This is a genomic window from Pseudonocardia sp. D17, assembly GCF_036984265.1.
GTDB classification, from domain to species: domain Bacteria; phylum Actinomycetota; class Actinomycetes; order Mycobacteriales; family Pseudonocardiaceae; genus Pseudonocardia; species Pseudonocardia benzenivorans.
On the sequence record NZ_BPRG01000050.1, the window covers coordinates 69,517 to 93,142 of the forward strand.

The following is a 23,626-nucleotide window of genomic DNA, read 5'->3' on the forward strand; positions in this document are numbered from 1 at the left end:
CCGCCATGCTGGAGCTGCCGCGTTTCACCGCCGCCGCCGTCCAGGCCGCACCCGTCTACCTCGACGCGGCGGCCACCGTCGCGAAGGCCGCCGACCTCGTCGCGGAGGCGGCGGGCCGCGGCGCGACGCTCGTCGCGTTCCCGGAGGCCTTCGTCCCGGGCTACCCGTACTGGAACTGGACCATGAACCCGGTGCAGGGCTCGCCGTGGTTCGAGCGGTTGTACCGCAACGCGATCGACGTCCCGGGGCCGGAGGTCGACACCCTGTGCGCGGCGGCCCGCCGGCACGGCGTCACCGTCGTCGTCGGGGTGAACGAGCGCGGCGCGCACAGCATGGGCGTCATCTACAACACGATGCTCACGATCTCCCACACCGGCGAGCTGATCGGCGTGCACCGCAAGCTGGTGCCGACGTGGGCCGAGAAGCTGACCTGGACCGGCGGCGACGGCAGCTCGCTGGTCGTGCACGACACCCCGGTCGGGCGCCTCGGCGTGCTGGCCTGCGGGGAGAACACCAACACCCTGGCCCGGTTCGCCCTGCTGGCCCAGGGTGAGCAGGTGCACGTCGCGTCCTACATCGCGCTGCCGGTCGCCCCCGAGGACTACGACATGGCCGACGCCATCGCCATCCGCACCGCCGCGCACGCGTTCGAGGGCAAGGTCTTCTCGGTGGTGTCGACGTCGGTCGTCTCCGACGAGATCGTCGACGCCGTCGCGGGCGACGACGAGGCCGTCCGCAAACAGCTGTCGCGCCCGCGCAACGCCCTGTCGGGCATCTTCGGCCCCGACGGGCGTCCGGTCGTCGAGCCGCTCGTCGACGACGAGGGCATCGTCTACGCCGAGATCGACCTGGCGCGCAGCATCCAGGCCAAGCAGATGCACGACATCATCGGCCACTACAACCGGTTCGACGTGCTCTCGCTGCACCTCGACGCGACACCGCGGGTCCCGCTCGTCGTGACGGGCCGGCCTCCGGTCGCGGCGACCGACGACGAGGCGGAGGTGGAGCGATGACCCCGCTCTCGCCCAGCGCCCACGTCGACACCTTCTGCCGCGACCGGCTCCCACCGGCGCAGCAGTGGCCCGAGTTCGTGTTCGACCTGCCCGACCTGCACTACCCGCAGCGGCTCAATGCCGCGACCGCCCTGCTCGACGCGGCCGTCGCCGGGCACGGTGCCGACCGGCCCTGCCTGCTCTCGGCCGACGAGACCTGGACCTACGGCGACGTGCTGGCCCGGGCCAACCGGATCGCGCACGTCCTCACCGCCGACCTCGGCGTCGTCCCCGGCAACCGGGTCCTGCTCCGTGGGCCCAACACCCCGTGGCTCGCGGCGTGCTGGCTCGCCGTCCTCAAGGCCGGGGCGGTCGCCGTCGCCACCATGCCGCTGCTGCGCCGCCACGAGCTCGACAAGATCGTCGCGACGGCCCGGCCCACCGTCGCGCTGTGCGACGAGCGCTTCCTCGACGAGCTGCCACCCGGCGTGCCCGCGGTGTCGTTCGGCCAGGACCTGCAGGCCCGCTGCGCGGCGCACCCCGCCACGTTCCCGGACGTCGCCACCGCCGCCGACGACGTCGCCCTGCTCGCGTTCACCTCCGGCACCACCGGGCGGCCCAAGGCGACGATGCACTTCCACCGCGACGTGCTCGCGATCGCGGACACCTTCTCCACGCACGTCCTGAAGCCCCGGCCCGACGACGTGTTCACCGGCACGCCACCGTTGGCGTTCACGTTCGGGCTCGGCGGGCTGCTCGTGTTCCCGCTGCGCGTGGGTGCGTCGGTGCTGCTGGTCGAACGCGCGACCCCCACCGAGCTGGCCCGGATCGCCGCCGAGCACGGCGTGACCGTCCTGTTCACCGCGCCGACGGCATACCGGGCGATCCTCGACGCCGGCGACGGGCACCTGCTCGCCGGAGTCCGGCGCGCGGTGTCGGCGGGGGAGGCGCTGCCCGCCGATGTCGCCGTCCGCTACCGCGAGGCCGTCGGGCGGCCCCTGATCGACGGCATCGGCGGCACCGAGATGCTGCACGTCTTCATCTCCGCGGCCGACGACGACGCCCGCCCCGGCGCGACCGGCCGCGCCGTCCCGGGCTTCCGTGCCGAGGTGCACGACGTCGACGGCCGGCCGGTGCCCGACGGCACCCCCGGCCTGCTGGCGGTGAAGGGCCCCACCGGCTGCCGCTACCTCGACGACCCGCGACAGACCGGCTACGTCCGCGACGGCTGGAACCTCACCGGCGATGTCTACGTGCGCGACCCCGACGGCTGGTTCCACTACGTCGCGCGGTCCGACGACATGATCGTCTCCTCCGGCTACAACATCGCCGGGCCGGAGGTCGAGGAGCTGCTGCTCACGCACCCCGACGTCGTGGAGTCCGGCGTCGTGGGCGCTCCCGACGCCGAGCGCGGTGCGCTCGTCACCGCGTTCGTCGTCCTCCGCGACGGCGTCGAGCCCGGTCCGGCGACCGCCAGGACGCTGCAGGACCACGTCAAGCGTGTCGGAGCGCCGTACAAGTACCCGCGCCGGGTCGAGTTCGTCGACGCCCTGCCGCGCAACGCGTCGGGCAAGTTGCTGCGGGCCGTGCTGCGCGAGCGGGCCGCCGACCCTGCGGTCGCGGTGCCGGTACCCGCTACGCCGCAGGACGCTCGAGGTCTCCCGTCCACGACTGCGGGTCGCTAGCCTTCGGAGCTTCCCGGCCGGGCCGGGGACCCGAGGAGGAGCGGTGCAGGGCTGGGAGATCCGTCTCGACACGCGCGACGTCGACCTCGCGCGCGCCCAGGTCGCCCGCTCGTACTGTCCGCATGCGCTCGCGCCCACGAGGGGCGCGTTCCGCGCGCGGCACGCCGAGGCCGGCTCCGCCGACGTCGGCGTGTTCTCGCTGTCCTACGGCGAGGGCGCGGTGCGGGTGCGTCCGGAGCCCTTCGGCGACTTCGTCCTGCTGTCCCGTCCGCTCGCCGGGACGCTCGCGGTCCGTGGCCGGGCGGGGGAGTGCCGCGCCGTCCCGGGGCGGACCGTCGCGCTCGATCCGCACACCGCGCACGATCTCGACTTCGGGCCGGGCTGCCGGCTGCTGACGATCAAGCTGCCGACGACGCTCGTCGCACGCGCGGGCGCCGCCTCGGGGCGGGCCGGCGACGTGCGCACCGGGCCGGCGACCGATCCGCGGCCGTGGGACGCCATCATGCGGCTGCTGCTCGCCGACGTCGTCCCGCAGGGGCTGCTCGACACCCCGTTCGGCGCCTCGGTCGCCCAGCTCGCCGCCGTGGCCGCGCTGGACTCCTTCGGGGCCGCACCGGCTCCCGAACGCCGCCGGGCCGCCGCGGCCGACGTCGTGCGCCGGGCGTGCGACTACGTCGACGCCCACGCGGGCGACGGGATCGGGCTGCTCGACATCGCCGACGCGGCCGGCGTGGCGCCCCGGACCCTGCAGGACCACTTCCGCGACCGGCTCGGCACGAGTCCCACCGCGCACCTGCGCCGGGTCCGGCTGGAACGGGCGCGCGCCGACCTCCTCGCGGGCGACGGGGAGACCGTCGTCGCGGTTGCGTCGCGCTGGGGATTCGGCCACCTCGGGCGCTTCGCCGCGGAGTACCGCCGTGCGTTCGGCCGCTCACCCTCCGACGACCTGCGGCGCGGCTGACGACCCTGTGAGCGGCGATGGTCGCTGTAGCGGCCTGCTGTAGCGGCCATCGCCGCTCACGACCGCGTGATGCGGCCACGTCGCGCTCGCCGGACAAGCCGAGGGACGAGCCGCGCCTAGCGTCGCCGGACATCTCACACACGGAGGCCCAGCGCATGAGCACCTACGTCCTCGTCCACGGTTCCTGGCACGACGGCGACATGTGGAAGCCGGTCGCGACCCACCTGGCCGGCATGGGCCACGACGTGCACACCCCGACCGTCGCCGGGCACGGCGTCGGCGTGCCCAAGAACGTCGACCACGACGACTGCGTCGCCTCGATCGTCGACCACATCGTCGGCGCCGACCTGCGCGACGTGATCCTGCTGGGCCACAGCTTCGGGGGCACCGTCATCGCCCGCGTCGCCGAGGAGATCCCCGACCGGCTGCGCCGGATGATCTTCTGGAACGCATTCGTCCCCGCGCCGGGCAACAGCCTGCTCGACGAGGTGCCGCCGCACTACCGCGCCCTGTTCGACCAGCTGGCCGCCTCGAGCGACGACGACACCGTGGCGATGCCGTTCCCGGTCTGGCGCGAGGCGTTCATCCAGGACGCGGACGCCGAGCTCGCCGCCGCGACCCACGCCCGGCTGTCGACCGAGCCCTACCAGCCGTTCCGCGACAAGCTGGACCTCAGCCGCTTCTATGCCTCGGACGTCCCGAAGAGCTACATCAACGCCACCGAGGACACCGCGCTGCCGCCCGGCGAGTGGGGCTGGCACCCGCGCATGTCCGGTCGGCTCGGGATGTACCGGCTGGTGCAGCTCGCCGGCAGCCATGAGGTCATGTTCACCGCGCCGGAGCGGCTCGCGGTCGCCATCGACGCCGCCGGCCGGGACTGAGCGCCGGCGCGCCGCCGGGGCCGGTCAGCCCGCGCGGGAGGCGGGGAGCGACCGGGCCGGCGCCTCGGCCGGGCCGAGCATCGCCTCGACGTGCCGCGCGGCGGGCTCGCGCAGCCGGGCGGACAACGCGCTGAACAGCTCCTGGGCCCGTCGGCCGTTCCAGTCCGCGGGCAGCAGCTCCAGCGGGAGTCCCGGGTCGGCGTAGGGCAGCCGGCGCCAGGCGGTCAGCATGTCGACGAGGTCGACGAAGGCGCGCGCGTCGTCGCCCGTGCCGTCGAGCCAGCGGGCGCCGACCGGCTCGAAGCGGTCGAGGAAGTCGGCGTAGAGCGCCTGCAGACCATCGAGGTCCCACCACGACGCCACCAGCTCGGACAGGTCGCCACCGGCGACGTGCGGCCCGGTGAAGACCTGGGTGAACCCGGCGAGCCCCGCCCGCTCGAGCGTCTCGACCGTCGCGTCCCGCAGATGGCTCGGCGCGATCCAGGTGCCGGGCGACACGGTGCCGAAGCCGAGCCTCGTCAGGGTCGAGCGGAGCTGGTGGCGCTTGGCCCGCTCGGTGTCCGGGACGGAGAAGACGACGAGCAGCCAGCCGTCGTCGGCGGCGCCGCGGGTGTGCCCGAAAATGCGCACGTCGCCCTCGGCGAGCAGGCCGTAGGCGTCGGCCGACAGCGCGTACCCCGCGGCGTCGGCCCGGCGCTGGGCGTCGACGAGCCCGCGCCGCTTGAGCCGGTGGATGGCCGAGCGGACGGCCTGCACGTTGACACCCATCTCGCCCAGCAGCCGGACGAGGCCCGCGATCGGCAGCCAGCCGCCCCGCTCGCGTGCGTACAGGCCGTACACGGTCAGGATCAGGCGACCGGGTTGGCCCGCGGCACCTCCGCCGTCCTCGTCGTCGATCGCCACGTCGTCACCCTAACCGGCCGCGGTCCGCGCACCGCTCGGGACGCGGCGCGTGCCACGGCCGTCGCATGGGCCCCGCCGGAGCGTGTCGCTCGGTGAACACCCGTACTCGCCGCGATGCTCGTCGGCCTGCCACGGTCGCGACGGTTGTCGGCCGAGCTCTGCCGGACGAGCTCGGCGTGGGCGCGATGCACCCGGGCGCGTCCGGACCTGCGCCGAGCGCCATGTGCCCCTCCGAGCCGTTCCCGCCGCGCGTGATCCGCGCCGCGACACGTAGATCGCGCCGGCATGTCCGCTCCCACCTTCGCGCCGCCGACGGTCAGTGCTGCCCTGGCCCGCACGCTCCTCGACACCGCGGTCGCCGCGTCCGAGGTGCACGGCCAGGCGAGCGCCATCGCGGTCGTCGACAACTCCGGCGTGCTGAAGGGCTTCGTCCGGAGGGACGGCGCCGCGCTGCTCACCGTCCAGATCGCGCAGGACAAGGCCTACACCGCCGCGTCGTTCGGACTGGCCACGCACGAGTGGCACGACTTCATCAAGGATGACGCCCCGCTGGCGGACGGCATCGCCCACACCTCGCGCCTGGTCGTCTTCGGGGGTGGCTATCCGATCAGGGTCGGCGGCGCCGTCGTCGGCGGTATCGGGGTGTCGGGCGGGCACTACTCCGACGACATGAAGATCGCGACGGCCGCGCTCGCGGACGCGGGATACCCCGCCTGACCGCCGACGGCCGCGCCGCCGACGGTTGCTCAGGTGGCCGGTCGGCGAGGCCGGACGACCCGGCCCGATCACCGAGCGGGGTTCGGACTCGCCCGGACGGGTACTCCGGCTCGTCGAGGAGGAGGGCGGGATGTCGGTGGCGACACGCGGCGGTGGCCATGTGCAGCGGTCGGGCGGAGGTGGGTCGAGCGGGCTGGCCGACGTCGTCGAGCTGATCCTGGACAAGGGCCTGGTGATCGACGTCTTCGTCCGGGTGTCGATCGTCGGGATCGAGCTGCTGACGATCGACGCACGCATCGTCGTCGCCAGTGTGGACACGTTCCTGCGGTTCGCGGAGGCGACGAACCGGCTCGACCTGTACAGCAAGGAGAAGCGCGGCACCGACCTGCCGGAAATCCTGCAGAAGACCACCGAGAAGGCGATGCGCTGACGACGGCGGGGCCGCGCTCAGGTCGTGGCCACGCGCCGGCTGATCGCTCGATGTCCTGCTCGACGTCCTCGTCCTCGTCCTCGCTCACGCCACGCCGCGGCCGGTGTTGCGGACGTGGATGAGGGCGACGTCGTCGTCGTGGGCGCCGCCGGTCAGCTCCGCGACCAGCCCGTCGCACAGCTCGGCGGTGACCGGGCGTGGCAGCGCCGCGACGGCGCTGCGCAACCACCCCATGCCGACGGTGAGGTCGCGCGTCCGACTCTCGACGAGCCCGTCGGTGTAGAGCAGCAGTTCGTCGCCGATGCCGAACCGGATGGTGCGTTCGGGGAACGACGCGCCGACGCCGAGCGGCTGGCCGAGCGCCTCGCCGAACTCCGTGAGCGTGCCGTCGACGTGCCGGAGGAGCGCGGGGAGGTGCCCGGCGTTGGCGTAGCGCAGTGTGCCGTCGGCGGAGTGCACGGCGTAGAAGCAGGTCACGAACGTGCTTGCGGTGAACGCCGACAGGACGGCCGACGTCTGGTGCAGCACCCGGGAGGGCGGCAGGCCGAGCACCGCGTAGCAGCGGACCGCGGTCCGGGCCTGGCCCATGACGGTCGCGGCGGTGACCCCGTGCCCGACCACGTCGCCGATCACGAACGCGGTCGCATCCCCGGGCAGCGGGATGACGTCGAACCAGTCCCCGCCGATCTTCGACCCGGTGGCGGCGGGCAGGTAGCGGGTGACGATCTCCAGGCCCGCGACCGGGGGCGCCTCGGGCAGCATGCTGCGGGACAGCTCGCGGGCGAGGTTGCGTTCCCGTTCGAAGAGCCGCGAGTTGTCCAGCGCGATGGCCGAGTAGCCGGCGATGCCCTCCGCCAGGTACTCGTGCCGGTCGGTGAACCGGCCCGGTTCGGGATGGCCGAAGAAGAAGCCGCCGAGCACCTCGCCGCTGGTCGGGGAGATCACCGGGACCGCGAGGTAGCTGCGCACCGGCAGGTGCCCCTCGGGCATGCCGTGGTAGGGTGCGTTGCGCCCGAAACGCGGGTCGACGGTGATGTCCGGGCTGCGGACGGTGCCCTCGCCGTCGAAGGTCGGGGCGAAGACGGCGGTGTTGCGCGGCATCGGGAAGCGCTCGAACGCCTCCCGGGGCGCCCCGGAGAGCGTGTAGAGGGTGTAGGACTCGCCGAACTGGTCGACGAGGTTGTAGAAGAACGCCCCGAACGCGGCCCCGACGGCGGTGGTGGCGGCGTCGGTGGCGTCCTGCACGACCCGGTCGAGATCGAGCTGTGCGGTGAGCCGGCGGCCCACCGAGTTGAGCGCGTCGATCACCGCGGCCTCGGCGCGCAGGACGTCGACGGTGTGCTGCACCGCCGCGGTCCCCGCCGCGAAGGCCTCGAGGACACGCCGGTGTCCCTCGCCGACGTCGGTCCGGGCGACCAGCGCGACCGCACCCCCGGGCGGCGGCCCGGCGCCGTCGTCGCCGGCGAGACCGGCCTCGGCGGTCACGACGACGCCTGCGGTCGCTCCCCGGACCAGTGCGGCGAGTACGTCGGGATCGGGGACGAACACCATGGGCGACGCGCCGTCGCAGGGGCACAGCAACGACCGTTGTGCGGCCGTGAGCACGACGCGTTCGACCGGGACGGGTCGTCCGTCCGGGCCCGTCAGCAGCGCCGCCAGCGAGCTGAGCGCGGCCGGGCGGGGCATCGGTCAGGCCTCCGCGAGCGCGTCGTGCAGCGTCGAACGGATCTCGAGCTCGTCGGTGAGCCTGGTCAGCTCCAGCGGACGCAGCAACAGCGGGCCCGCCGCGACGATCCGGACGGTCACACCGGCGCCCGCCGTCCGGTGGGCGCGGACGAGCTCCGCCATCCCGACGGAGGCGAGGAACGTGCTCGCGCTCAGGTCGATCACCAGCGTCGCCGGCCGCAGCCGGACCGCCCGCAGTACCTCCCGCCGCAGCCGCGGAGCGAGGGAGAGGTCGAGCGGACCGGTCACGACCAGCACCACGCCCCCGGGGACCTCGTGGAGCCGCACCGAGCCCGACGGCTCATTGCCGAACGGTCCACGGTCGGGCTCGGTCATGGGCGACATCCTCGCACCCGCGAGGCCCTGCGGAACCCGTCCAGGACCACGTTCCTGGGCGGATAGCCGACCGGTCCCGCCGGGTCACGCCGCCGGGTGGCCCCGTCCGCCGCGGTCGTCGCCGAGCAGCGCCTCGATCGCCCCGACGAACACCCGCCACCGCTGGACGCGGCTCGCCAGGATCCGGGCCCCGACGGCGGTCACCCGGTACCGGCGGTCGGCGCCGCGGCGCACCAGACGGTTGCGTTCGAGATGCCCCAGCCTGCGGATGACCTGCTCGCGGGCCGGGACGATCCGGCCCGCCGCGCGCGTCGTCCCCAGGTCGAGCAACGCGGCCCGGGTCCGCGGCCCCTGTTCGAGCACCGCGAGCAGGATCATGTCCACCTGGTGGGCGTCACGGACGACGATCGGTCGCGTCCGGCGGCGCGGGGCGGCGGGGTGGTCGGCACGGCCCGGACGTCGGTCGCTCTGCCGGACCGCGGGCGCCGGATCGTCCGCCTCTCCGTGGGACGACCGTCGGGTCGGGCCGCCGCGGTCGACGCGCGACCGGTCGGGCTCCGCTGCCGCGCGACGGCCCCCGTCGGCGGCGTGGCCACGTCCGTCCCGGGATGCCGCACGGGGCTGGGAGTGGTCGTCGGACGCCGTGCCGGTCGGGCGTGGCGGCCGGGCCCGGGTCCGGGACGCCGCGGCCGGTCCGAACGCCGAGGCCAAGCCGTCTCCCGTCGTCGTGTCGCGTCGGGTCACCGGTGCTCCTTCCCACGTCCGGCCGGCTCGGGTGGTTCGGCCTCCTCCGCCGCCTGCAGCGCGGTCAGGATCTCCACGCCGAGCGCGCGGTAGTCGCCGGCGACGTTCGCCGCGGTCGCGGCGACACGCGGCGTCCGGGTGCCGGCGCGCAACGACTCCCACCACACCGGCTGGTGCGCGACCTCGATCTCCAGCTCGTGGGCCAGTTTGCCGAGCCTGCGGGCGTCCTGGGCGGTGCGTTCGGCGTGCCGGATGGTCGTGCGGAACCGCGGCGAGTCGTCGCCGAACGCCCGGTCGATCGCCGCGTTGGCCTCCGCGTGGATGGCCCGGGAGCGGCTGCCCGTGCCGAACAGGACGACACCGAGCAGCCCGAGCTGTGGGTTGATCTCGCGAGCCAGCACGAACCGCTCGGCGACCAGCCCGATCCCGACGAGGCCCCCGACGTCGGTCTTCGTCGGCATCAGGACCCACCGAGCCGCCGCGAGGGCGAGATCGGACAAGATCGTCGACTCGGGAGGGCAGTCGATGAAGACGATCTCGTAGTCCCCGGCCACTGGCGCGAGGACGTCGCCGAGCACGGTGAACGCCTCCCGCCCGTGGTGCTGGAGCCGCGAGACCATCACCGGGGTGAGGTCCTCGAGTCGCGCACCGCCGCAGACGACGTCGAGCTGCGGCCGGACGTCGCGCAACGGCCGCACCGGAGTCCCCCCGATCACCGCCGCCAGCAGCCCGGCGCCCTGGTCGTCGTCGGGGGAGTCGCGGTAGCCGAGGTCGTCGGAGAGGTTCGCCTGGCGGTTGAGGTCCACGAGCAGGCAGCGGTAGCCCGCCGCGGCGAACTGGCCCCCCAGGTTCGCGGCGAGCGAGGTCTTGCCGACCCCGCCCTTGTCGTTGACGACGGCGACGACCCGCGACAGCGCCGCCCCACGGTCGCGCCCGTCCATCTCCGCCTCCCTGCGCGCGGCCGCGTCCGGCCGCCTGGCCCGCCCGTGCCTCATCGCTGCGCGCGGCCCCGCCGCCCGGTGCCGCGCGCCGCGCGCGCCCGCGTGTCCTGCTCGTCCGCGGCGGTCTCCGGCGGGCCCGCCTCGCGGGTGGCCTTCCGGCGTGGTGGCGGCGTGCGGGCGCCGGCGTCGGCGTCACCCGACGCCCGGGTGCGTTCGCCGGCCGCCTTGCGACCTCCCGGATCGTGACGTCCCGCGTCCCGGCGTCCCGCCTCCCGGGTTCCTGCGTCGCGCTGGCCCGCGTCGCCCGGCCGCTCGCGGCGGGAGCCGGCGCGCACCGCCCGGCCGGAATCGTCGCGGCGCGATGAGGACCGGTCCGACCGCCGTGGCTCGGTGTCCTCCTCAGGCGCGCGCCGGCGTGCTCCCGTCGCGCGGCGAGGGCGGCGTTCGGTCGCCACCTCGGTGCCTCCGCCGGACGTACGTCGTCGGGGTCGGAGGAGCCCCTCGAGGCGGGTGCCCGCGGGCTGATGCTCGCCCTCGTCGGTCTCCTGGTCCGGGTCGTCGACCGTCTGCCCGCCGGGGTCGGTCTCCTCGTCGGAGTCGGTCAGCTCGACGTCCTCGTCCTCGTCCTCGTCCTCGTCCTCGTCAGAGTCTTCGTCGGAGTCTTCGTCGTCCGAGTCCTCCTCGTCGGAGTCCTCCGCGTCCGCCACGTCCGCGGTCTCGTCGGCGGGCTCGTCGCTCTCGTCGTCGGCGGCGTCGGCCCCGTCGTCGTCGGGCTCGTCGATCTCGTCCTCGGTGTCGTCGTCCTCGGTGTCGTCGTCCTCGGTGTCGTCGTCCTCGGTGTCGTCGTCCTCGGTGTGGTCGTCCTCGGTGTGGTCGTCCTCGGTCCCGTCGAACTCGTCGTCGTCCGGGGAGGAGGCGTCCTCGGTGTCGTCGTCCGTCTCGGTCCCGACGGAGCCGGTGTCGTCGGCGCCGTCGACAGGCTCCTCGTCCTCGTCCCAATCCTCGGCGGCCTCGTCGTCCTCGTCGTCGGCGGCCTCGTCGTCGGCCGCCTCGTCGTCCTCGTCGGCCGCGTCCGAGTCCGGGCCGCCCGAGCCGGTGATCCCGGAACCGGACTCGTCGGTCTCGGCGTCGTCGGAGGCGTCGTCGGAGTCCCGGTCGGTCGCGGCCGTCTCGCCGGTCCGGGAGTCGTCGGAGGGTGCGGTGACGTCGGCGCGCCCGGACGTCTCCGCGGACTGCTCCTCGTCGGCGGCGGTGTCCTCGACGCGGATCTGCACGTCGACCCTGCGCGTCCCGATCATGAAGTAGCCGCTGAAGTTCGCCAGCTCGGCCGGTGATCGCTCGTTCATGATCCGCTCCTCCGTCGACGGTCGCGCTCGCGCCCTGCTTTCCCCACCGTCGGCGGCCCAAGCGGTCGGGAGCGCCGCGAGACCCGCCGGACCGAGAGGTTGCGCTGGTCGGCGGGACGGGGACACCCGGACGCGCACCCCGGCCTGCGCCGGTCGGACCTCGGGTGGCGACCGGGAGCGACATCGACTCGTCCCGCCGGGCACTGCGTGTGACGACAACGCGCCCACGATCGTGTTTCCGACTGTCGTGGGCGGGCAATGTCATCGACGGACGGCGCTGCTCCCCGGCGCCTGCCACCCACCGACGGCGGGCGCGCACGCGGCCCGCCCCGACCGCGAACGGAACCCGACGCGATGACCGCCACGGTCCACGGAACCGATCTCGGAGACCAACCCGCGTGGGGCCCGGAGCTGCCGGGACGGTATCGACTCGGCGGACTGGTCGGCGTCGGCGGGACGGCAAGCGTCTACCGGGCGACGGACGTCTCCACCGGCACCGAGGTCGCCGTCAAGGTGCTGCATGCGACGTCGGACCCGACCGTCGCCGCCCGGTTCGCGGGCGAGGTGAGGCTGCTGCGCGGTCTGCACCATCCCGGACTCGCCCGGATCGTCGACGCCGGTCTCGCCGGCCCGCACCCCTTCCTGGTCACGCGGTTCGTCGACGGCGAGACCCTGCAGACCACGATCCGCCGCGGGCCGATGGACGTGAGCGAGGTGACCGCCCTCGGGGCACGGCTGGCCTCGACGTTGGCCCACGTCCACGCGCACGGGGTCGTCCATCGCGACGTCAAACCCGCCAACATCCTTCTCGACGGCACCGGACGCCCGTTCCTCACCGACTTCGGGGTCTCCCGGCTCGTCGAGGCGACCCAGCTGACCGAGACGGGCGCCACCGTCGGGACACCCGCCTACATGGCTCCGGAGCAGGTGCGCGGCAGCCGCGTCGGTCCGGCAGCCGACGTCTACGCGCTGGGTCTGGTCCTGCTCGAGGCGCTCACCGGGCGACGGGAGTACCCGGGCGGGCTGGTCGAGTCGGCCGTCGCCCGGCTCCACCGGAGCCCACGGGTGCCGGCCGAGCTTCCCACCGGCCTCGCCGCGCTGCTGCGCCGGATGACCGCCGACGACCCGGACCGTCGCCCGGACGCCGGCACCGTCGCGACCCGGCTCGCCGGCCGGGACGCCGCGGCGGCGGCCCGGGGTCGTCGTGTGGCGCGCGTGCTCGCGGCGGCGGTGGCGCTCGGCGTCGTCGGACTGGGTGTCAGCCGGGTGCCGGACCTGGTAAGGGCCGACGCCGTCGTCGCCGACACCCCGGCCGTGCTGGATGCGCCCGCGGAGGCGGGCCCGGATCCGTCCACGGACGGCGGGTCCCGCGTGGTCGTGGCCGAGCGGACCCGGGCCTCGTCGGCGGGTCGCGCCGGTCCCGCGGCCGCGGCCGGCACCGAGCCGCCCGCGACGCCGGCGGCCGGGACCACGCCGGACGCGGGCACGACCGGGACACTCGACGACGATGCTGCTGACGGTGCGGCGCGCGACGCCGCAGCCCGCGACTCCGCGGCGAACGACAGGCCCCGCGACGCCGCAGCCGGCGACAGTGTCCGCGACGCCGACGCGGGAGCTGCGACGACGCCGACCACGGCGGCGAAGTCGAACAACGGCAAGGCCAAGGGACACGACAAGGGGCGCGGCAACGGCCGCTCGTGACGCCCGACGAAGCCCGGGCCGCCCGCACACGACGGGGCCCGGGCTTCACCGTTCACGAGGACGAGCGGGTGTCCTCCTTGTCGGACAGCCGAGGACTCCGACCAGCAGGAACACCACCCCCATCAGCCCGGCGGCGGTGCGGACCGGTCGGCCGGTGGCGGTCTCGGCGGATCGGGCTGTGCTCATCGTGATGGCTCCGTCGTCGAGGTGGACCGTGTGGTCGCGGACGGGTCGTCGGGCCGGTTGAGGCGGGTGACGAGCAACCCGGGGGTCGTGACGGTGACGGTCAGGCCGGGGTGGTGCAGCAGGCCGAACGGCTCGAACCCGCGGACCGGCCGGCGGAACCGGATGCAGACACCGCCACGGGTGTCGCTGCCGAACGTCAGACCGAGGTCGGCGAGCGAGAGGCGCGGGCCGAGAACCGTGACGGCGTTCAGCGGACCGGTCGGTTCGGCCGAGAAGACGTTGACCAGCGGCGTGCGGACCCGCCACGGCCCGAAGCGGACGTCGAGCAGGTCGTGCGTGACGGCGACCCACGCCGTCGCCGGTCGGACGCCGAGCGCGGCCAGCATTGGGCGGGCCACGGCGGCGAACGAGAAGTCGTACCGCGTCTCCGGCGTCAGGATCGGCGAGTGCAGCCGGCCGGACAGCGCGATCACGGTCCGCGCCACGCGCGCGGCGCTGCGCTCATGCGTTGCTCCTCGTTCCGGTTCGGGGATGCTCGGGCTCCAGGGACGCCGGCGCCCTGCTGCTCGACCAGCGCGGAGGCCGGCCGGCCGACGATGTCGGCTGCCCCGTCGTGGGCGGCCGAAACCGGTCGCACCGCGAAACCGGGCACGACGCCCCGTGGCCGCGGCGCCGGCGCGGCCACCCGCGACGGGCCGCGGGGAGCACCGGCGCGTAATACCGTGCGGCCATGCAGCTCGACGGGGCGTGGGCCCGGGCGTGGGCGGGCGCCCTCGCGCACCTGATCGACTCGGCGCACCTGGCGACGGGTGCCGACCTCTCGCGGACGGTCGACCGCTCGGTGGGCCCACTCGGCCTGTCCGCCGAGGTGCTGATGGTGGACCTGGCCCAGCAGGTCCTCATGCCCGTCCGGCAGGAGCCGGTCGTGGGGGTGGACGTCGAGGGGACCCTCGCCGGGAGGGCCTACCAGTACGGCGAGATCGTCCGGGACGACGACCGCGGCGCGCCGCAGCTATGGGTCCCGGTGCTCGACGGGACCGACCGGGTCGGCGTGCTGCGGGTCGGCCTGCCCGGCCCCCGGCCGTCCTGGTTCCCCGACGACGACGCCCTCGACGACGAGCTCTGGACCCTCGCGGGGCTCGTCGGCCACATCGTGATGTCCAAGCTCGTCCACAGTGACCGGCTCCGGCGCCTGCGCAGCAACGGCCTGCTCTCGCCGGGATCGGAGCTGCTCTGGCAGCTCGTCCCGCCACGCACGTTCGCGACCGAGCACGTCGTGGTCTCGGCGATCCTCGAGCCCCACGACACGGTGGTCGGCGACGCCTACGACTACAGCGTCGACGGGGACGTGGTCACCCTCGCCGTGTTCGACTCGTCGGGACACGACATCCGGGCCGGGGTGACGAGCGCCTTGGCGTTGACGGCGGTCCGCAACGCTCGGCTGTCGGGGCGGCACGACCTCGTGGAGGTCGCGGCCCACGCCGATGCGGTCATCGCCGACCAGCCACGCCCGATGCAGTTCTCCACCGCGGTGCTCGCCCGCCTCGACACCGCCGGCGGAGCGTTGGACTACCTGCTGGCCGGTCATCCGCCACCGCTGCTCGTCCGGGACGGGCGCGTGGTGAAGGAGCTGACGGCGGTGCCCCGCCCGCCCCTGGGGGTGACCGGTCCGGACGTCGGCCCGGCGCACACCGCGCGTGAGCAGCTGGAGCCGGGGGACCGGTTGCTGCTGTACACCGACGGCGTGACCGAGGCACGCGACGGCAACGGCGAGTTCTTCGGGGAACGACGGCTCGTCGAGCTCACCGAGCAGGCCGCCGCCGCCGACCTGTCCGCGCCGGAGACCCTGCGCCGGTTGCGGACCGCGGTGATGCGCCACCAGGCGGGGCGGCTCCAGGACGACGCGACGCTCCTCCTCGTCGACTGGGCCTCGGACCGGCACCTGCGGATGTTCCCGGCCGGCCGACCGTCGCGCTGACCCGTGGTGTCGGGCGCGCGAGGGGTCCGAGGAGGCGGCGTGCCCGTGAGTGGCGATGGTCGCCGTGGCGACCATCGCCACTCACGACCCGGGTACGGGTCGCGAGCACGAGGGCGCGCGTCCGGCGCGCGCTCAGCCGTGGCGACGGCGGGCCCTCGCCCCGCCCGCGACCGCGAGCCCGACGGCCAGCGCGGCCGCCGTCCCGGCCGCGCGCCGGCGCCGTTCCCGTCGGTGCCCGTCCCGGCCGCCGTGCACCTGCTGCGGCCGGTCGGGAGGTGCGTAGAGCGCGCCAGCGCTCGCGGGGGCCGACTCGTCGGAGCTCTGCACGTAGTGCCGGACCTCCGTGGCGAACAGCCGCTCGGCGCTCTCGGGCCACACCTTGTGCTGCACCAGCAGCAGTCGCGCGAGCAGCCGCCGGCGACGACCCCGCGCCGCGGCACCCGCAGCTGGTCGACGACGATCCGGGCGACGCGCTCGGGGGTGTAGGTCGGCGGGGACAGCCGCAACCGGGTGCCGGTGCAGTTGCCCGCGTCCCGCCAGATCGGGGTGTCGATCGCGGCGGGCAGCACCGTCGCGACCCGGACCCCCGACGCGCCGGAGGTCCGCAACTCCTGGCGCAGCGAGACGCCCAGCGCCCGCACACCGAACTTCGCCATCGAGTAGGCCGCGCCGTACGGGAGCGCGATGACGCCGAGGACCGACGACACGTTGACGATCACCCCGTGGCCGCGCTCGAGCATGTGCGGCAGTACCGCGCGGCAGCCGTGGACGTAGCCCATGAGGTCGACGTCGAGGACGCGCCGGACGTCGGCGAGCGGCACGTCGAGGAACGCGCCGAACTGGACGTGGACCGGCACCGTCACTCGCGGGCGGAGCACCTCGACGAGATCGGCCCCTGGCGTGCGTCCATCGTGAGCAGCAGGCCGGCGATCCGCGTGCCGCCGAGGTGCGCGACGGCACGTCGGGTCGACGAGGTCCCCCATGACCGGTGGCAGGGCCCGCTGCGCTGGTCCGGGCCCGTGGCGGCCGGGCACGGCGGTCACGCGCAGCACCGTCGCCCCTCCCGGCTCGACCGCCCGGCCGACGTCAGGCCGAACCGGCCGCGGCGAGGTCGGGGACGGGCCCGCGCTGCCGCGGGACCCTGGTCTCGTGGCGTGCCTGCGGCCGGAGCCCGGCTCCGCGGTGTCGTTGCGACGCGCCGGCCAGTGCCTCGGCGACGGCGGCCAAGGGACCTGGGCCGTCGAGCAGGTCCAGGTGCCCGCCCTCCACCGTCACGTTCCGGGCGGCGGCGTCGACCGATGCGCGCCACGGGACCACCCGGTCGCCATGGCTGTGGATCGAGGTGAACGGAACCGGCACCGCGGCGCGGACCGTCCGCCGGAACTCGGCACAGCACGATCCGTACAGGCACTCGAACCGCGCGACGTCCGGCACCCCGAGCGTGCCGGCCGTGCTCATGAACGTCCCGAGGACCAGCCCGACCAGCCCCAGACGGCGCAGGTCGAACGGGGTGCCCAGGGTGACCAGCGACCGCGCGGGCGCCCCGGCGGCGACGGCGGCGCGGGCGAACAGGCCGCCCCGGCTGTGCGCGACCAGGTGCACGCCGGCACCCCGGTCGACGCGCGTGATCGTGTCGAGGAGCGCGTCGGTGCTGCGGGCGCCGCAGGCCGTCCCGATGCCCGCGGTGTGGGGTGTGACGTCGTACCCGAGCGAGCCGAGCCAGTCGCAGAGCGGCGTCAGCCCGGCGGCGACGGTGCCCACCCCGCCGACGACGACCACCGGGCCGTGGCCCCGCCAGCGCCGGGCGACGTCGTCGGCGGGCGTGGCCGTACCCCGCCACAGGGTCCGCACCCCCGCGATGCGGCCGAGGACGGTGGCGAGCGCCGTGAGGCCCTCGGTCACGGGATGGGTGCCGAGTGCCGCGGTCGTCGTGGTCATTGGTCGCCTCCGTCGGTTCCGGCAGTCATGTGCCCGGACGGTCGGGCGACAAACAGTCATCGGCGCCACAGCCCCGTCACGACGCGATGACCTGCGGCGACACCACTACGAGCTGCGATCGCGCCCAGGTGGCGGTCTGGTGCGCGTGGGGCGAGCAGGCGCCGGCGAGCTCGACGAGTGCGGCCCGCCGCATCGCCTGCGCGGCCTGGGCGAGCAGCGTCCAGTCGAGCGCGACCCCGGCCGCCTTGCGGTGCAGCCGACGCAGGTCGGCGAGCAGCAGCAGCCCCGTCTCGGGACGGTGGCGCACCGACCGTGCGGCGCGCGCGGCCACGGCGCCGCGCAGGGGCGCGGGACGCGGCCACGACCGCAGCGCCACACCGGTGTCGGCAGCGGTCTCGCCCAGCCGCTGCAGGTCGGCGGCGGCCCAGCCGGCGAGGTCGTGCGCGGTGTGGACGATCTCGTGCTCGTCGGGATGGCGGTCGGGCAGCGCCTGCAGCTCGTGCAGCAACGAGGTCTGGGACCGGCCGAGCTCGCGCAGCACCAGGGCGATCTTGCTCATCGCACTCCCTCGCTCCCGGCCGTCGGCGCCGCGGTCCCGCTCTGGTCGGGAACCCTCTGCAGCGCCGCGGCGGCGATCTTGAACAGTGGTTGCTTCGAGACGGGGTCCCAGTCGGTCGGCACCGTCTCGTTGGCCGCGCGTCCCGGCTCGCCGTCGCCGGGCCGGTCACCGGCGGGGGTGTCCCAGTAGCCGTAGTGGAACGGCACGAAGAGCACCCCGTCGCGGGTCTCGGTGATCCGGACGCGAGCCCTTACCGCACCCTGCGCGGTCTGGACGTCGGCGAGGTCGCCGTCGCCGAGCCCGCAGCGGCGGGCGTCCGTGGCCGAGCACTCGATCCACGGTTCGGGCGCCGCGTCGCGCAGCTCGGGGGTCCGGCCCGTCTTGGTGCGGGTGTGGAAGTGGTGGATCGTACGACCGGTGACCAGCGCGAACGGGTACTCGTCGTCGGGGGCCGTGCGCGGCGGGAGGAACTCGGCCGCCTTCAGCACGGCCTTGGCATCGGGGTTGAGCGCCCGGTACTCGGTCTCCTCCAGCGGCGCGCCGGTCACGAGGTCGCGCCCGTAGCTCTCGCACTCGTCCGGCGCGCTCCAGAACCGGCCGTCGGCGTACAGGCGCTCGGTGCCGTCGGGGTGCGCGTCGTTGCACGGCCATTGCACGCCCGACGCACGCGCGCGCAGCGTCGCGTGCGAGAGGCCGGTGTAGTCGCACGGGCGTCCCGCCGTCGACGCGGCCCACGCGTCGAACGCCGACTCCGCGTCGTGCCAGGCGGGGAACGGCCGTCCGTCCGCGTCCCGGAAGTCCATGCGACGTGCGAAGTCGAGCAGGATGTCGAGGTCGGCGCGGGCATCGCCCGGCGGGTCGACGGCCTTGTCCGACAGGTGCACCGTGCGGTCGGCGTTGGTGAAGCACCCGGTCTTCTCCGCCCAGGTGGCGGCCGGCAGCACGACGTCGGCGAGCCGGGCCGTCTCCGACGGGAAGATGTCCTGCACGACGAGGAACAGCCGCTCCTGCCCGAGGATCCGCCGGATGCGGGCGAGGTCGGGCATCGAGACGGCCGGGTTGGTCGCGCTGACCCACAGCATGCGGATCGTGCCCTGCTCGACGTAGCGGAACATCTGCATCGCGTGCGTCGGCGGGGCCATGTGCGGGATCTGCAGGGGATCGAGGTTCCAGTGCCGCGCGAGCTCGGCCACGTGGGCGTCGTTGTTCCAGTTGCGGAACCCGGCCATGTCGCCGTCGGCGCCGCACTCACGGGTGTTCTCCGCGGTGGGCTGGCCGTTCATCTGCAGGATCCCGCACCCGGGCCGGCCGAGCATGCCGCGCACCAGGTTGAGGTTGTTGACCTGTACGGCGGCGGCCGTCGCCTGGTGGGACTGGTAGAAGCCCTGCAGCACCGTCGACAACAGCCGTTCGGCCGAGCCCAGCAGCCGGGCCGCGGCGCGGATCTCCTCGGCGTCCAGCCCGCAGATGTCCGCGACCCGGCCGGGCGGGTACTCGGCGACGCCGGCGGCCAGCTCGTCGAAACCCACGGTATGGGCGTCGACGTACCCGTGGTCGATCCGGTCGTCGGCGATGACCTGGTGCAGCAGTCCGTTCATCAGCGCGAGGTTCGTCCCGGGCAGCGGGGCCAGGTGCACGCCACCGCTCTCGACGGCCGCGCGGGCGACCGCGGTGCGGCGCGGGTCGACGCACAGCAGCCGCGGGGGAGTGGGGCCGGCGAGCCGGTCGAGGATGCGCATCCACAGCACGGGCTGGGTCTCGGCGGCGTTGTGCCCGAACAGGGCGATCACGTCGGCGTGGTCGACGTCGCCGTAGCTGCCGGGTTGGCCGTCGCACGCGAAGGTCTCCTTCAGCGCCGCGGCCGCGGTCGCGGTGCACAGCCGGGTGTTGCCGTCGACGTGGTTGGTGCCGATCGCGCCGTGCGCGATCGCGGCGAGGGAGTAGTACTCCTCGGCGAACAGCTGCCCGGAGGTGTAGAAGCCGATCGCGCTCGGGCCCTGTTCGCGCAGCAGGGTCCTCGTCCGGTCGACGACCCGACCCATCGCGGTGTTCCAGTCGGTCTCGACGAGCCGGTCGCCGTCGCGCACGAGGGGTCGGGTGAGCCGGTCGGCCGAGGCGTTGGCCTGCCAGGCGTAGAGGTCTTTCGGGCCGAGCCGCCCGCGGTTGACCCGGTCGTCGGCGCGGCCGCGCACGCCGACGACACGCCCGTCGCACACGGCGATGTCCATCGCGTCGCCGTTGGAGTGCAACAGCGACGCCGTCGGCACCCACCGCTCGACGTCCTCCTCCCGGACGCCGTCGGCGAGGTGGACGTCGACCCGGGCGGGCCACGTCTCGCCCGCGGCGTAGGGGCACCGCGCACCCCACGGGTCGGCGATCGCGTCCCGATCGCGCGGTGTCGACGACGGGGACGACGGCGGGGACGACGGTCGGGGCGACGGCTCGGACATGCCGGGGGACTTCCCCGAACGACGGTGTTCACGCGTTCACCGGGCGCAGGGACACGCCGGTCACCCGACGGACGGGCGCTCCGCGGACCCGCTGCTCCCGGCCGTGGACGTGAAGAAGGAGATCTTGCCGTCGGCCTCGAGCACGGCGAGGTCGATCTCGGCGAAGTGCTGGATGCCCTTCTCCCTGGCGGCGGCCATGAGGTCGTTGGCGGGCAGGCGCTCCCGCGCCATCACGTCGAGCAGCGGATCGCCGTCGTGCACGATCACGACCGGCACGCCGTGGGTCAGCGGACGCGCCTGCCGCCAGCGGGTGTTGACCCACGAGACGCCGATCGTCAGCAGCGCGAACGTGCTCACCGCCAGGATGCCGGACGTGACGGAGTAGTCCTGCTGCGTGATGGCCTGTTGGACGAGGTCGCCCATGGTGACGTACAGCAGCAGCTGGAACGTGCTGAGTTCCCCGAGGGTGGAGCGCCCGGCGACCCGGGTGACCAGCCAGAGGAAGCCGAAGATGATCGCGGCCCTTACGACGATCTCCATCAGGTCACCGGTCCTTCGGCGGTGTGTTCGGTCCGCATCGCGGGCTCAGGGCAGCAGGAAGGTCGAGAACGACACCGTCGCCGCAGGCGCCCCCGCGTCGACGACGGACACCTCGCCGGACTCGCCGAGCTGGCTCGACGGCTGGATGTAGGCGTCGAAGTCGACGCTCAACGTCTCGCCGGGCGGCGGGTCGAACGTCCAGTAGAGGTTCGTGTCGTCGGCGGTCTCGGTGGCGGGCTCGGGATCGAGGCCCTGGCTCTCGAAGATGTCGAAGTAGTCGCTCGTCACGGCCAGGGTCACCGGGCCGGGGAAGCCGCCCGCCCGGCGCACGGTGACCGTCCAGGGCACGTCGAGTCCCGCCCGGGCGACCCAGGCGTAGGTCACCGAGACCGTCCAGGGTCCGCTCGACGCCGTGCGCGTCGTGCTGCGCACCCCCAGCAGCCCCGCCAGTCCGGCCAGCACGATCACCAGCAGGATCGCGACGACCGCCGTCCGGGCCACTGCGCTCCGCGGGCCGGCGGCGTCGCGGACGTCGGAGAGAGTCGATCCGCTGCCGGAGGCCGACCTTCGGCCCGCGCGGGAGACGGTCACGGCGCCGGCACCCCCACGGCTCCTCCTCCCACCGGGCCGCCGTCGGCGGCGACGGTCGATCGCTACCCACCGGCACGGCGGGCAAACATCCCGCCCGGACCCGGGGCAGCGCCGCTCAGCCGTCGCGCCGGCCGTCGTCGCGCAGGTGCGAACCGGCCATGGGCCCCATCTGCAGCATCCCGCCGTCGACGACCCACGACCGACGACCCACGACGCGCCCGTCACGTGGCAGGCGGCGGGCCGAGGCGGGGGAAGCGATCACGTCGGCGAGCGCGCGCGCGTGACCGGACCGGCCGCCGGTACTCCCGGACGGGCGGTGCCGGTGGGGTCCCGACGGTGCACGCGACGCTCGTCCGACCGGCGCGGACGGCGCCCCGCGGTCGTGACTGGCGTCAGCCGATCTCGTGCGCGAGCTCGATGGCCCTGGCGAGGTTCGTCAGCTTCGCGTCGACGGTCTCGCCGGCCGGGTAGAACCGGACGGTCGTCACGCCGCGGTCGCGCCACAGCGCCAGCCGGTCGCGGATCATGTCCTCGGTGCCGATCAGCGTCGTCGCGAAGATCATGTCGTCGGAGACGAGCGCGGTGGCCTCGGTGTGCCGGCCCGCCTGCCACAGGGCGCGGACCTCGGCCGCGACGTCGGCCCAGCCCTGGCGGCTGTAGGCGCTGTTGTAGAAGTTCGTGGTGGCCGAGCCCATGCCGCCGAGGCTGAACGCGAGGTCCTTCTTGCGCGTCGCCGCGACTGCCGCGAGCTCTCGTTCGTCGTCGACGAAGTTCACCTCGGCGCCCTGGCAGAGGTCGAGGTCGGCGAGCCTGCGGCCGGCCCGGTCGGCGCCCGCACGCAAGGGTTCCAGGTAGGCGTCGGCACCCTCGGGGACGAAGCTGCTGCCCAGCCAGCCGTCGGCGATCTCGCCGACGAGCTCGAGCATCTTCGGCATCAGGGCCGCGACGTAGATCGGGATCCCCGGGTTCGCCGGCAGCGAGGACCGCATCGGTACCCCGTCGCCGCCCGGCAACGGGATCGACACCGCCGACCCGTGGTACTCGATCTTGTCGCCGGCGAAGACCTGCCGGACGACGTCCACGGTCTCGCGCATGCGCCGCAGCGGGCGGTCGAACGCGACGCCGTGCATCCCCTCGATGACCTGCGGGCCGGAGTTCCCGAGACCCAGCACGAACCGGCCGCCGGACAGCTCCGAGAGCGTCATCGCGGTCGTCGCGATCGCGGTGGGTGTGCGGGTGCCGAGCTGCAGCGTGCCGCTGCCGAGCAGCATCCGGTCGGTCCTGCCCGCCAGGTAGCCGAGGGGGGAGGGGGCGTCGGAACCCCAGGCCTCGGAGATCCAGCACATGTCCATGCCGAGCTTCTCGGCCTCGACCGCGAGGGTGAGGTTGTCCTGCCACGATCCGACGAGGGCCTCGATGGTCGTCGACGTCCGCATCAGGCCGCCGCCTTCTCGGCGAGTGCCTTGATCGCCTCGAGGTTCGACTCGATGCCGCTGCGGAACTCCTGCATCCGGTTGGCCACGATCTTCGCCTCTTTGTGGGGCAGGCGGTCGATGGCGAAGCTGAGCCCGGAGCGGCCCGGACCCATCCGGCCCCACTGCTGCAGCGTCGTCGTCGGGCCCGCGCGGTCGAGGACGAAACCCCAGGTCGACGACGGCCGCTCGTCCTGTCCGGCGTCGACGTCCCACGTGAACGCCTTCTCCGGCTCCCACTCGACGACCGTGGACGTCGACTCCCACTCGCCGAGCGCGGCGTGGAAGCTGCGGGCGCGGAACCGGTGCCCGACGGCGGGCGCGTCGACGCCGTCGAGCCAGGTGATCTCGAGCAGCTCCGCGCTGAGCTTCACCATGAGCTGGACGTCGCTGACGAGGGCCCACACGTCGGCGGGTGAGGCGTTGATCTCGACGCTCGCCCGGGCGACGGGCAGATCGGCGTACAACATCGGTGCCGCTCCTTCGGTTCTTCGCGGACGGGCTCTAGTAAGTTCTTTCATAGAACGTACAACGGCAGCGAATTGCCCAC

General features: G+C 74.3%; 23 protein-coding genes and 2 pseudogenes. 8 read left to right on the forward strand and 17 right to left on the reverse strand.

Going from position 1 to position 23,626, the window contains the following annotated elements:
* Positions 1–5: 5 nt before the first annotated feature.
* From PSD17_RS10430 to PSD17_RS10445, 4 genes are all read left to right on the forward strand, one after another.
* The gene (locus PSD17_RS10430; protein WP_339122513.1) at positions 6–1,013 is read left to right on the forward strand and encodes a carbon-nitrogen hydrolase family protein; all 1,008 of its coding nucleotides are present in this window, start codon (positions 6–8) and stop codon (positions 1,011–1,013) included.
* Positions 1,010–2,677, forward strand: coding sequence for an AMP-binding protein (locus PSD17_RS10435; RefSeq protein ID WP_339122514.1), 1,668 nt, complete (start codon positions 1,010–1,012; stop codon positions 2,675–2,677). The genes PSD17_RS10430 and PSD17_RS10435 overlap by 4 nt, the downstream gene beginning before the upstream one ends.
* Before the next feature lie 43 nt (positions 2,678–2,720).
* A complete protein-coding gene (locus tag PSD17_RS10440; protein ID WP_339122515.1) occupies positions 2,721–3,638 on the forward strand; it encodes an AraC family transcriptional regulator in 918 nt (305 codons plus the stop codon).
* Positions 3,639–3,793: 155 nt separating this feature from the next.
* On the forward strand, positions 3,794–4,519 hold the full coding sequence (locus PSD17_RS10445) for an alpha/beta fold hydrolase (RefSeq protein ID WP_339122516.1): 726 nt from the start codon (positions 3,794–3,796) through the stop codon (positions 4,517–4,519).
* A 24-nt stretch (positions 4,520–4,543) separates the two neighbouring features.
* On the opposite strand, the gene PSD17_RS10450 is transcribed toward PSD17_RS10445, so the two are convergent.
* Positions 4,544–5,422: a PaaX family transcriptional regulator gene (locus tag PSD17_RS10450; protein ID WP_013676320.1), complete on the reverse strand. Its 879-nt coding sequence runs from the start codon at positions 5,420–5,422 to the stop codon at positions 4,544–4,546.
* A 285-nt stretch (positions 5,423–5,707) separates the two neighbouring features.
* Between PSD17_RS10450 and PSD17_RS10455 the strand changes: the two genes are divergently transcribed.
* Positions 5,708–6,139: a GlcG/HbpS family heme-binding protein gene (locus tag PSD17_RS10455; RefSeq protein WP_339122517.1), complete on the forward strand. Its 432-nt coding sequence runs from the start codon at positions 5,708–5,710 to the stop codon at positions 6,137–6,139.
* Positions 6,140–6,269: 130 nt separating this feature from the next.
* Positions 6,270–6,554: pseudogene (gvpJ, locus tag PSD17_RS10460) on the forward strand (gas vesicle protein GvpJ); the annotation flags it as partial.
* A gap of 99 nt (positions 6,555–6,653) precedes the next feature.
* Here the strand turns inward: gvpJ and PSD17_RS10465 are convergent.
* The 5 genes from PSD17_RS10465 to PSD17_RS10485 form a co-directional block, all read right to left on the reverse strand.
* Positions 6,654–8,255: a PP2C family protein-serine/threonine phosphatase gene (locus PSD17_RS10465; protein WP_013676317.1), complete on the reverse strand. Its 1,602-nt coding sequence runs from the start codon at positions 8,253–8,255 to the stop codon at positions 6,654–6,656.
* 3 nt (positions 8,256–8,258) lie between these two features.
* Positions 8,259–8,630: an STAS domain-containing protein gene (locus PSD17_RS10470; protein WP_013676316.1), complete on the reverse strand. Its 372-nt coding sequence runs from the start codon at positions 8,628–8,630 to the stop codon at positions 8,259–8,261.
* Between the two features lie 84 nt (positions 8,631–8,714).
* Positions 8,715–9,008, reverse strand: coding sequence for a hypothetical protein (locus PSD17_RS10475; RefSeq protein ID WP_132975607.1), 294 nt, complete (start codon positions 9,006–9,008; stop codon positions 8,715–8,717).
* Between the two features lie 362 nt (positions 9,009–9,370).
* Positions 9,371–10,315 carry a ParA family protein gene (locus tag PSD17_RS10480; protein ID WP_013676314.1) on the reverse strand — a complete coding sequence of 315 codons (945 nt, stop codon included), beginning with the start codon at positions 10,313–10,315 and terminating at the stop codon, positions 9,371–9,373.
* A gap of 50 nt (positions 10,316–10,365) precedes the next feature.
* Positions 10,366–11,661, reverse strand: coding sequence for a hypothetical protein (locus tag PSD17_RS10485; protein ID WP_339122518.1), 1,296 nt, complete (start codon positions 11,659–11,661; stop codon positions 10,366–10,368).
* A gap of 354 nt (positions 11,662–12,015) precedes the next feature.
* Here PSD17_RS10485 and PSD17_RS10490 point away from each other — a divergent pair, with 354 nt between their 5' ends.
* Positions 12,016–13,362: a serine/threonine-protein kinase gene (locus PSD17_RS10490; protein ID WP_339122519.1), complete on the forward strand. Its 1,347-nt coding sequence runs from the start codon at positions 12,016–12,018 to the stop codon at positions 13,360–13,362.
* Positions 13,363–13,544: 182 nt separating this feature from the next.
* On the opposite strand, the gene PSD17_RS10495 is transcribed toward PSD17_RS10490, so the two are convergent.
* Complete coding sequence (locus PSD17_RS10495) at positions 13,545–14,033, reverse strand: hypothetical protein (RefSeq protein WP_339122520.1); 489 nt, start codon at positions 14,031–14,033, stop codon at positions 13,545–13,547.
* Between the two features lie 245 nt (positions 14,034–14,278).
* Between PSD17_RS10495 and PSD17_RS10500 the strand changes: the two genes are divergently transcribed.
* The gene (locus PSD17_RS10500; protein ID WP_339122521.1) at positions 14,279–15,526 is read left to right on the forward strand and encodes a PP2C family protein-serine/threonine phosphatase; all 1,248 of its coding nucleotides are present in this window, start codon (positions 14,279–14,281) and stop codon (positions 15,524–15,526) included.
* A gap of 132 nt (positions 15,527–15,658) precedes the next feature.
* On the opposite strand, the gene PSD17_RS10505 is transcribed toward PSD17_RS10500, so the two are convergent.
* The 10 genes and pseudogenes from PSD17_RS10505 to PSD17_RS10550 all read right to left on the reverse strand — a co-directional run bounded on the left by PSD17_RS10505 (position 15,659) and on the right by PSD17_RS10550 (position 23,546).
* Positions 15,659–15,916 (reverse strand): hypothetical protein, encoded by a 258-nt coding sequence (locus PSD17_RS10505; protein ID WP_339122522.1) that lies wholly within the window; start codon positions 15,914–15,916, stop codon positions 15,659–15,661.
* A gap of 194 nt (positions 15,917–16,110) precedes the next feature.
* Positions 16,111–16,509 (reverse strand): annotated as a pseudogene (locus tag PSD17_RS35345) (SDR family NAD(P)-dependent oxidoreductase); the annotation flags it as partial.
* Positions 16,510–16,612: 103 nt separating this feature from the next.
* Positions 16,613–17,464 (reverse strand): PGAP1 family protein, encoded by an 852-nt coding sequence (locus PSD17_RS10515; protein WP_013676308.1) that lies wholly within the window; start codon positions 17,462–17,464, stop codon positions 16,613–16,615.
* A gap of 76 nt (positions 17,465–17,540) precedes the next feature.
* Positions 17,541–18,023 (reverse strand): hypothetical protein, encoded by a 483-nt coding sequence (locus tag PSD17_RS10520; RefSeq protein WP_013676307.1) that lies wholly within the window; start codon positions 18,021–18,023, stop codon positions 17,541–17,543.
* Positions 18,020–20,473: a molybdopterin oxidoreductase family protein gene (locus PSD17_RS10525; protein ID WP_339122524.1), complete on the reverse strand. Its 2,454-nt coding sequence runs from the start codon at positions 20,471–20,473 to the stop codon at positions 18,020–18,022. Before PSD17_RS10525 ends, PSD17_RS10520 begins: the two co-directional genes overlap by 4 nt.
* Positions 20,474–20,533: 60 nt before the next feature.
* The gene (locus PSD17_RS10530) at positions 20,534–21,013 is read right to left on the reverse strand and encodes a DUF421 domain-containing protein (RefSeq protein ID WP_339122525.1); all 480 of its coding nucleotides are present in this window, start codon (positions 21,011–21,013) and stop codon (positions 20,534–20,536) included.
* Between the two features lie 45 nt (positions 21,014–21,058).
* Positions 21,059–21,514, reverse strand: coding sequence for a hypothetical protein (locus PSD17_RS10535; RefSeq protein ID WP_199796689.1), 456 nt, complete (start codon positions 21,512–21,514; stop codon positions 21,059–21,061).
* A gap of 205 nt (positions 21,515–21,719) precedes the next feature.
* On the reverse strand, positions 21,720–21,866 hold the full coding sequence (locus PSD17_RS10540) for a hypothetical protein (protein ID WP_199796688.1): 147 nt from the start codon (positions 21,864–21,866) through the stop codon (positions 21,720–21,722).
* Positions 21,867–21,996: 130 nt separating this feature from the next.
* The gene (locus PSD17_RS10545) at positions 21,997–23,040 is read right to left on the reverse strand and encodes an LLM class flavin-dependent oxidoreductase (RefSeq protein ID WP_013676303.1); all 1,044 of its coding nucleotides are present in this window, start codon (positions 23,038–23,040) and stop codon (positions 21,997–21,999) included.
* A complete protein-coding gene (locus PSD17_RS10550; protein ID WP_339122526.1) occupies positions 23,040–23,546 on the reverse strand; it encodes an SRPBCC family protein in 507 nt (168 codons plus the stop codon). Before PSD17_RS10550 ends, PSD17_RS10545 begins: the two co-directional genes overlap by 1 nt.
* Positions 23,547–23,626: the final 80 nt, after the last annotated feature.